This window comes from Streptomyces sp. NPDC055189, from assembly GCF_053606765.1.
In genome coordinates this window covers 1-8,243 of sequence record NZ_JBSGSG010000159.1, presented here as the reverse complement: position 1 = coordinate 8,243, position 8,243 = coordinate 1, and the positions used below count along the sequence as shown (strand labels likewise).

Here is an 8,243-nt window from a genome sequence, read left to right as displayed (position 1 = left end):
GGCCGAGGGACTGGACTTCGCGGCTTACATAGTCATGCACCGCACGGGGGCCTGGCGGCTGGGGGGTTGTCTCTACCACCCCCGGCACGGGCCCGGGGGGTTTTGGCCGGGGGCCACTGGCCGTGCTTGCTTGGACGTATGAAGTTCGTCCAGGTGATCGAGTTCGAGACCGACCGTATCGACGACATGCGGTCCGTGATCGAGCAGGAGGATCAGCAGGCCACCGGCCGCGAAAGCGGCCCCACGCACCGCCTCGTCCTTCAGGACCGGGGCAATCCACGCCGCTTCTTCGTGGTGCTCGAGTTCGCCTCGGCCGAGGACGCGCGGCGCAACAGCGAGGCTCCGGAGACGATGCGGACGGCGGAGCGGCTCAGCGCGATGTGTACGAGCGGTCCGTCCTTCACGGACTGCGACGTACGGGAGATGACAGAGCTGAAGTAGCGAGCTGAAGTCGCGGGGTCCCGGCACCCGGTGCAGCATCGGATGCATGGTCACTCGGCTCCGGGCGCTCGCCACACAGTGGACGGCGGTCGTGCCGGTCCTCGCCGTCGTGCTGCTCGCCTTCACCTGGGGACGCGGTCTGCCGGGCGTGGTCGTCGCCCTGGTGACGCTCGTGCTGGCAGGGGCCGTGCTCGCCGCCGTGCACCACGCCGAGGTGATCGCCCACCGCGTCGGTGAACCCTTCGGCTCGCTCGTCCTCGCGGTCGCCGTGACGATCATCGAGGTCGCGCTGATCGTCACGCTCATGGCGGACGGCGGCGACAAGAGCGCCACGCTGGCCCGCGACACCGTCTTCGCCGCCGTGATGATCACCTGCAACGGCATCATCGGCCTGTGCCTCCTGGTGGGCGCCCTGCGCCACCGCGTCGTCCACTTCCAGTCCGAGGGCACCGGCGCCGCCCTCGCGACCGTCGCCACGCTGGCCACCCTCAGCCTGGTCCTGCCGACCTTCACCACCAGCAAGCCGGGACCGGAATTCTCCACGGCGCAGCTCACCTTCGCCGCGCTCGCCTCACTCGTCCTGTACGGGTTGTTCGTGGCGACCCAGACCGTGCGTCACCGCGAGTACTTCCTGCCGATCACGCGCAAGGGCGAGGTGATCGACTCCGAGGACGACGCGGGGCCGTCCACCCGCACCGCCATGATCAGCCTGGCCCTGCTCGGCCTCGCCCTGATCGGCGTGGTCGGACTCGCCAAGGGCGTCTCGCCGACCATCGAGTCCGGCGTGGAGAACGCCGGTATGCCGCACGCCGTGGTCGGCGTGATCATCGCGCTGCTCGTACTGCTCCCGGAGACCATCGCGGCAGTCCGCGCCACCCGCCGCGACCGGGTGCAGACCAGCCTCAACCTCGCCCTCGGATCCGCGATGGCCAGCATCGGCCTGACCATCCCGGCCGTCGCGGTCGCCTCCGTCTGGCTCTCCGGGCCGCTGGTGCTCGGGCTCGGCCCGACCCACATGGTGCTCCTGGCGCTGACCTTGATCGTCGGCACGCTCACGGTCGTGCCGGGGCGCGCCACTCTGTTGCAGGGCGGAGTCCATCTGGTGTTGTTCGCGGCGTACCTGGAGCTCGCGGTCACGCCGTGACGGGGGCCGGCTCCGGGACGGGGCGTGTCTCGGGCAGCAGTACGAAGCAGCCCAGGCTCAGCAGGGCCACGGCCGTCAGATACGCGGCCACACCCCATGGCGTCCCCTCGCCGTGCGCCACCGCCGTCGCCACGATCGGCGTGAGCGCACCGCCGAGGACCCCGCCCAGGTTGTAGCCCACCGCGGCGCCCGTGCAGCGCACCCGCGGCTCGTACAGCTCGGGCAGATACGCCGCGATCACCGCGAACATCGTGATGAACGCGAGCATCGCCACCAGGAATCCGACGAACATCAGCAGCGGCTCGCCGGTCGCGAGCAGCGCGATCATCGGGAACATCCAGAGCGCGCACAGTGCGCACCCGAGGAGACAGAGGGGCCGCCGCCCGTACCGGTCGCCGAGCAGCGCGGCCACGGGTGTCAGCGCGCCCTTCACCACGACCGCCGCCATGATGCAGGCGAGCATGACCGTACGGCTGACGTCGAGCCGCTCCACCGCGTAGGCGAGGGACCATGTCGTCACGGCGTAGAACACGGCGTACCCGACGGCGAGCGCGCCCGCGGTGAGCAGGACGAGCCGCCAGTGGTCGCGCACCACTTCGGCGAGCGGCACGCGCGCGTGCTCCCGCAGTTCCAGGAAGCTCGGGGACTCCGGGAGCGACGTACGCAGGGCGAGCCCGGCCGCCGCGAGCAGGCCCGCCGCCCAGAACGGAACACGCCATCCCCAGGAGCTGAACTGCGCCTCGGTGAGGGTCGCCGAGAGCACCAGCATGATCCCGTTGGCAAGCAGGAAACCGAGCGAGGGCCCCATCTGCGGGAAGCTCGTCCACAGCCCGCGCCGCTCGGCCGGCGCGTGCTCGGCGGTGAGCAGCACCGCCCCGCCCCACTCCCCGCCGAGCCCGAGCCCCTGCAGGAACCGCAGCACGAGCAGCAGCACCGGAGCGGCTGTCCCGATCGACTCGTACGTGGGCACACAGCCGACGGCGACCGTGGCGAGCCCCGTCAGGAGCAGCGAGACGATGAGGACGGGGCGCCGCCCGCGCCGGTCACCGATGTGCCCGAAGAGGACGGACCCCAGGGGCCGCGCCACGAAGCCCACTCCGAATGTCGCGAAGGCGGCGAGAGTTCCCGCGAGCGGCGAGAAAGTCGGAAAGAACAGGGGCCCGAGTACGAGCGCCGCGGCCGTCCCGTAGATGAAGAAGTCATAGAACTCGATGGCGGTCCCGGCGAGGGAGGCGGCCGCGAGCCGGGGCAGAGAAGGAGTACTGCCGGGGTCGGCCGTAGCGGCATTGCCGGCAGGGGAGTGGATCTTGCGCATGCCGCGTCAACTACCCGCTGTGACGGCCGGTTACGGGGGCGTGCGGGGGCGCGGGGAGGTTCCTCAGTACGCTGACGGCATGACGCGCACTCTTGCCAACGCCCCGATCATGATCCTGAACGGCCCCAATCTGAACCTGCTCGGCCAGCGCCAGCCCGAGATCTACGGCTCCGACACCCTCGCCGACGTCGAGGCGCTGTGCGCCAAGGCCGCGGCGGCGCACGGCGGCACCGTGGACCTCCGCCAGAGCAACCACGAGGGCCAGTTGGTGGACTGGATCCACGAGGCGCGCGAGCAGCACGCGGGCATCGTCATCAACCCCGCCGCCTACTCGCACACATCGGTCGCGATCCTTGACGCGCTCAACACCTGTGACGGGATGCCGGTGTTGGAGGTCCACATCTCCAACATTCACCAGCGCGAGGCGTTCCGGCACCACTCATACGTTTCCCAGCGCGCCGACGGCGTCATCGCGGGGTGCGGTGTGCAGGGGTACGCGTTCGCGGTGGAGCGGGTGGCGGCGCTGGTCGGCGGGGCCTGAGCCCCGCCCGCGCATACCGGCGAACGCGGCTCACCAGCCGCGCTGACGCCAATCCGCCAGGTGCGGGCGCTCGGTGCCGAGCGTCGTGTCGTTCCCGTGGCCGGGATAGACCCAGGTCTCGTCGGGGAGCGCACCGAAGATCTTCGTCTCGACGTCGTGCAGCAGGCTCGCGAAGGCCTGCGGGTCCTGGTGGGTGTTGCCGATGCCGCCCGGGAAGAGGCAGTCGCCGGTGAAGACGTGCGGGTGGCCGTGCGGGTCGTCGTACACGAGGGCGATCGAGCCCGGCGTGTGGCCCACCAGGTGACGCGCGGTGAGGGAGACGTGCCCGACGTTCACGGTGTCGCCGTCCGTGAGCGGGACGTCCGTGGGCACCGGGATGCCCGCCGTGTCCTCGCGGCCCGCGTAGGTCCGGGCGCCGGTCGCGGCGACGACCTCGGAGAGGGCCTGCCAGTGGTCGCCGTGCTGATGGGTGGTGACGACGGACGTGATGCCGTCGCCACCGATCAGCGTGAGCAGCGTGTGCGCGTCGTTCGCCGCGTCGATCAGGAGCTGCTCGTCCGTGGCGCGGCAGCGCAGCAGATAGGCGTTGTTGTCCATCGGACCGACGGCGACCTTCGAGATCATCAGGTCCTGCAGCTCGTGCACGTCCGCCCCGCCGCCGACCTTCACTGCTCCGCTGTACGTCATGTGACTCAGCCTATAGCGGGGGCAGGGAGGGCAGGAGGCCGCCTTCGGCCGTCAACGCGGAGCCGTCGCGACGGCCGGCGAGCCAGCCGAGGAGATCGGCCTGGCGGCCGCTGACGGTGATGTCCACGGGGGTTTCATAGCCGCTCTTGATCTGCTCCAGCGTGAGCCCCTCGACGGCTCCCGTGTAGAGCCCCCGGCCGTCGTCCTGCTTGATGACCAGTGCGGGCAGCCCCGGGGCGTTCCTGAACCGGTTGGCGAGGAAATTGATCTCCCGCTGCGTGAACTCCTCCGAGAGGTCCTCCAGCTCGTAGCCGACCCCCAGGTCGACGTGGTGCAGGTCGACCTCGATCCACCGCCGGAAGGGCACGTTGGCGGCGGAGTCCGTGACGCCGTTGCGCAGCTCTACGGTGCGGGACCAGTCCGCGGGCTTCGCCCCCTCGTCCTGGAAGCGGTCCGCGGACTCGCGTACGTCGAGGAGCTGCTCGGCCAGCGGCCGGGGCGCGTCCCGCTCGATGTCGGCGTCCCGTGCGTCGCCGCTCACATACATGGGTCGCCCGGCGAGAACATTGACGAGGGCGTCCGCGTTACGGGCGACGTGAGCGAGGACGTGGCCGCGGGTCCAGCCCGGCAGCCGTGACGGCTCGGCGGTCGAATCGTTGTTCAGTTTCGCGGCTGCGGTGAGCAGCCGCTCGGTCGCGTCACGTACAGACGCCAGGTCGCGCACATGATCAATCATGCGCCCGACGATAGTCGCGCCACACGTTTGGGTGAAGGTGCTTGAGCGCCGCCGCAAATCGAATGCACGTGCTATATGGTCGAGTGCGGCATCGGGCATTCTTGAAGGTCCGGCTTTGTTATCAACCAGGGCATCCGCCCCGGCGTTGTCAGTGGCTCGCCCTAGTCTGTGAATGACGGGGGTCCCGCCCCTGTCGCTTCTCTCAAGAAAGGTGCGGACCGGCGTGGCCGACCGTCTCATCGTCCGTGGCGCGCGCGAGCACAATCTCAAGAACGTCTCGCTCGACCTCCCGCGCGACTCCCTCATCGTCTTCACCGGGCTCTCCGGGTCGGGCAAGTCCTCGCTCGCGTTCGACACGATCTTCGCCGAGGGCCAGCGGCGGTACGTGGAGTCGCTGTCCTCGTACGCCCGGCAGTTCCTCGGTCAGATGGACAAGCCGGACGTCGACTTCATCGAGGGCCTCTCGCCCGCGGTCTCCATCGACCAGAAGTCGACCTCGCGCAACCCGCGCTCCACGGTCGGCACCATCACCGAGGTCTACGACTACCTCCGCCTGCTCTTCGCACGCATCGGCAAGCCGCACTGCCCCGAGTGCGGGCGGCCCATCGCCCGGCAGTCGCCGCAGGCCATCGTCGACAAGGTCCTCGACCTGCCGGAAGGCAGCCGCTTCCAGGTCCTCTCGCCGCTGGTGCGCGAGCGCAAGGGCGAGTTCGTCGACCTCTTCGCCGACCTCCAGACCAAGGGCTACAGCCGCGCGCGGGTCGACGGGGTGACGATCCAGCTCTCCGAGCCGCCCACGCTGAAGAAGCAGGAGAAGCACACCATCGAGGTGGTCATCGACCGCCTCACGGTGAAGGAGTCCGCCAAGCGCCGCCTGACCGACTCCGTGGAGACCGCGCTCGGTCTCGCCGGAGGCATGGTCGTGCTCGACTTCGTCGACCTCCCCGAGGACGACCCCGAGCGCGAGCGGATGTACTCGGAGCACCTGTACTGCGCGTACGACGACCTGTCCTTCGAGGAGCTCGAGCCCCGCTCCTTCTCCTTCAACTCGCCCTTCGGCGCCTGCCCGGACTGCTCCGGCATCGGCACGCGCATGGAGGTCGACCCCGAGCTGATCGTCCCGGACGAGGACAAGTCGCTCGACGAGGGCGCCATCCACCCCTGGTCGCACGGCCACACCAAGGACTACTTCGCACGGCTCGTCGGCGCACTCGCCGACGCCCTCGGCTTCTCCACCGACATGCCCTGGGCCGGACTCCCGCAGCGCGCCAAGAAGGCCCTCCTGAACGGCCACAAGACGCAGATCGAGGTCCGCTACAGGAACAGGTACGGCCGCGAGCGGGTCTACACCACCGCCTTCGAAGGCGCCGTCCCCTTCGTCAAGCGCCGCCACAGCGAGGCCGAGAGCGACTCCAGCCGCGAGCGCTTCGAGGGCTACATGCGCGAGGTGCCCTGCCCCACCTGTGAGGGCACGCGCCTCAAGCCGATCGTTCTCGCCGTCACGGTCATGGGCCGGTCCATCGCCGAGGTCTCGGCGATGTCGATCAGCGACTGCGCGGACTTCCTCGCCGAGCTGAAGCTGGGCGCCCGCGACAAGAAGATCGCCGAGCGCGTCCTGAAGGAGGTCAACGAACGGCTGAAGTTCCTGGTCGACGTCGGCCTGGACTACCTCTCGCTGAACCGCGCGGCCGGCACCCTCTCAGGCGGCGAGGCCCAGCGCATCCGCCTGGCCACCCAGATCGGCTCCGGCCTCGTCGGCGTCCTGTACGTGCTGGACGAGCCGTCCATCGGCCTGCACCAGCGCGACAACCACCGCCTGATCGAGACCCTCGTGCGCCTGCGCGACATGGGCAACACGCTCATCGTCGTCGAGCACGACGAGGACACCATCAAGGTCGCCGACTGGGTCGTCGACATCGGTCCCGGCGCGGGCGAGCACGGCGGCAAGGTCGTGCACAGCGGCTCCATGAAGGAGCTCCTGGCCAACGACAAGTCGATCACCGGTCAGTACCTCGCGGGCAAGAGGTCCATCCCGGTGCCCGACCTGCGCCGCCCCGCGGACCCCTCCCGGCAGCTGACGGTGCACGGCGCCCGGGAGAACAACCTCCAGGACATCGACGTCTCCTTCCCGCTCGGTGTCCTCACCGCGGTCACCGGTGTCTCGGGCTCCGGCAAGTCGACGCTGGTCAACGACATCCTCTACACGCACCTGGCCCGCGAACTGAACGGCGCCAAGTCCGTCCCCGGCCGGCACACGCGCGTGCAGGGCGACGACCTGGTCGACAAGGTCGTGCACGTCGACCAGTCGCCCATCGGCCGCACACCGCGGTCGAACCCGGCGACGTACACCGGAGTCTTCGACCACGTCCGCAGGCTGTTCGCGGAGACGATGGAGGCGAAGGTCCGCGGCTATCTGCCCGGCCGCTTCTCCTTCAACGTCAAGGGCGGCCGCTGCGAGAACTGCTCCGGTGACGGCACGATCAAGATCGAGATGAACTTCCTCCCGGATGTGTACGTCCCCTGCGAGGTCTGCCACGGGGCGCGCTACAACCGCGAGACGCTGGACGTCCACTACAAGGGCAAGTCCATCGCCGAGGTCCTGGACATGCCGATCGAGGAGGCGCTCGACTTCTTCGAGGCGGTGCCGGCCATCTCCCGTCACCTGCGCACGCTCAACGACGTGGGCCTCGGGTACGTCAGGCTCGGCCAGCCCGCGCCGACGCTCTCCGGTGGTGAGGCCCAGCGCGTGAAGCTGGCCTCCGAGCTCCAGAAGCGCTCGACGGGCCGCACCGTCTACGTCCTCGACGAGCCGACCACCGGTCTGCACTTCGAGGACATCAGCAAGCTGATCACGGTCCTGTCCGGCCTGGTCGACAAGGGCAACACGGTCATCGTCATCGAGCACAACCTCGATGTCATCAAGACCGCGGACTGGGTCGTCGACATGGGCCCCGAGGGCGGCAACGGCGGCGGTCTCGTCGTCGCCGAGGGCACGCCCGAGGAGGTCGCGGGCGTCACGACGAGCCACACCGGCAAGTTCTTGCGGGACATCCTCGCGGCGGACCGCATCAGCGACGGGTCCTCGCAGGGGCGCAAGCGGGCGGTTTCCTCGGCGGTGAAGAAGTCGGCGGCCAAGGCGCCCGCCAAGACGGCCGCGGCCAAGAAGGTGTCTGCCGCCAAGTCCACCGCCAAGAAGGCCGTTGCCACCAAGGCCGTTGCCAAGAAGGCCGCCGCGAAGAAGGCTGCTCCGGTGAAGACTGCCAGGGCCCGTAAGAGCTGACGGTTCGCCGTTTTTTCTGCGGGTGCGTCGTGGCCGGTCGCGCAGTTCCCCGCGCCCCTTACGGGGCGCGCCCGAACGGGCCGCGGGACAAGGTTCCCT

Annotated in this window: 7 protein-coding genes; 4 read left to right on the top strand and 3 right to left on the bottom strand. The window is 69.6% G+C overall.

The window, feature by feature from the left end:
• Positions 1-138: 138 nt before the first annotated feature.
• Positions 139-441, top strand: coding sequence for a hypothetical protein (locus tag ACWFR3_RS46010; protein ID WP_453740702.1), 303 nt, complete (start codon positions 139-141; stop codon positions 439-441).
• Positions 442-487: 46 nt separating this feature from the next.
• The gene (locus ACWFR3_RS46005; RefSeq protein WP_453740701.1) at positions 488-1,585 is read left to right on the top strand and encodes a calcium:proton antiporter; all 1,098 of its coding nucleotides are present in this window, start codon (positions 488-490) and stop codon (positions 1,583-1,585) included.
• On the opposite strand, the gene ACWFR3_RS46000 is transcribed toward ACWFR3_RS46005, so the two are convergent.
• The gene (locus ACWFR3_RS46000; protein ID WP_453740700.1) at positions 1,575-2,900 is read right to left on the bottom strand and encodes an MFS transporter; all 1,326 of its coding nucleotides are present in this window, start codon (positions 2,898-2,900) and stop codon (positions 1,575-1,577) included. The two genes, ACWFR3_RS46005 and ACWFR3_RS46000, sit on opposite strands and share 11 nt — an antisense overlap.
• 79 nt (positions 2,901-2,979) lie before the next feature.
• Between ACWFR3_RS46000 and aroQ the strand changes: the two genes are divergently transcribed.
• Positions 2,980-3,441 (top strand): type II 3-dehydroquinate dehydratase, encoded by a 462-nt coding sequence (gene aroQ, locus ACWFR3_RS45995; protein ID WP_453740699.1) that lies wholly within the window; start codon positions 2,980-2,982, stop codon positions 3,439-3,441.
• Positions 3,442-3,471: 30 nt separating this feature from the next.
• Here the strand turns inward: aroQ and ACWFR3_RS45990 are convergent, their stop codons facing one another.
• Both ACWFR3_RS45990 and ACWFR3_RS45985 read right to left on the bottom strand, forming a co-directional pair.
• On the bottom strand, positions 3,472-4,128 hold the full coding sequence (locus ACWFR3_RS45990; protein WP_453740698.1) for an MBL fold metallo-hydrolase: 657 nt from the start codon (positions 4,126-4,128) through the stop codon (positions 3,472-3,474).
• A gap of 10 nt (positions 4,129-4,138) precedes the next feature.
• Positions 4,139-4,864: a maleylpyruvate isomerase family mycothiol-dependent enzyme gene (locus ACWFR3_RS45985; protein ID WP_453740697.1), complete on the bottom strand. Its 726-nt coding sequence runs from the start codon at positions 4,862-4,864 to the stop codon at positions 4,139-4,141.
• A gap of 223 nt (positions 4,865-5,087) precedes the next feature.
• On the opposite strand from ACWFR3_RS45985, the gene uvrA reads away from it, so the two are divergent.
• Positions 5,088-8,144: an excinuclease ABC subunit UvrA gene (uvrA, locus tag ACWFR3_RS45980; RefSeq protein WP_453740696.1), complete on the top strand. Its 3,057-nt coding sequence runs from the start codon at positions 5,088-5,090 to the stop codon at positions 8,142-8,144.
• The last annotated feature ends 99 nt before the right edge of the window (positions 8,145-8,243 follow it).